We start from the raw sequence: 763 nt of genomic DNA, 5'->3' as shown, positions 1-763 counted from the left end.
GAATCTCGCGCACCGAGGCGTGATACAGATGCCCGAGCCAAAACGCCTGCATGGAGTTGAGTTCTTGGATCATGAGGGTCTCCTGGATGAAGAAACCTCAGTGTGGTCAGCAAAACTCCGCTTGAGAAGATGTGGTTAGTGGCGCGTTTACATTAATATCAGCGCCCTCCACTTCTACGAGCAGCAAGGGCTGATTCAAAGCTCGCGCAATGCGGGTAACCAACGCCGCTATAAACCGGAGGTGCTAAGACGCATTTCAGTGATCAAAGCCGCGCAAAAAGTGGGTGTCAGCCTGGACGAGATCAAGAAAGCTTTTGAGTCACTGCCCAATAACCGCACGCCCACGGTAGAAGACTGGCAGCAGCTTTCCAGGAATTGGCAGCGCATGCTGGATGGCCGTATTGCCTACCTGCAAACGCTGCGCAATAACCTGAGCGGCTGTATTGGCTGCGGGTGTTTGAGCATGACCAACTGCCCGCTGTATAACCCGGAGGATAGGTTGGCTGAACTGGGTAGCGGACCGGTACTTTTGGATCAGGCGGAAGCGCGGGCACAAAAAATTAAGGTCCATAAACCTTAAAAAGCGACATGCTGATCACTCCTCACCTATTTCCTAAGGAAGCTCTGAAAAAGTCACTGCCATCAGCGATAATACGGCTATCGTCAACTGCATAGGATTCAGTGCGGCCATGGATCAAATCACCTTCTCAGAAGCCGAGTACCAGAACAAGAAGCGAAAGACCCGCCGCGAACTCTTTCTGGA

The 763-nt window shown here is 52.2% G+C and carries 1 protein-coding gene; it reads left to right on the top strand.

From position 1 onward, the window contains the following. Positions 1-151: 151 nt before the first annotated feature. On the top strand, positions 152-580 hold the full coding sequence (gene soxR / locus INT33_RS21015; protein ID WP_193092947.1) for a redox-sensitive transcriptional activator SoxR: 429 nt from the start codon (positions 152-154) through the stop codon (positions 578-580). Positions 581-763: the final 183 nt, after the last annotated feature.

Origin of the sequence: Halomonas colorata (genome assembly GCF_014897985.1) — a bacterium.
In the GTDB taxonomy this organism is placed as follows: Bacteria; Pseudomonadota; Gammaproteobacteria; order Pseudomonadales; family Halomonadaceae; genus Vreelandella; species Vreelandella colorata.
This window is presented reverse-complemented; position numbering and strand designations above follow the sequence as displayed.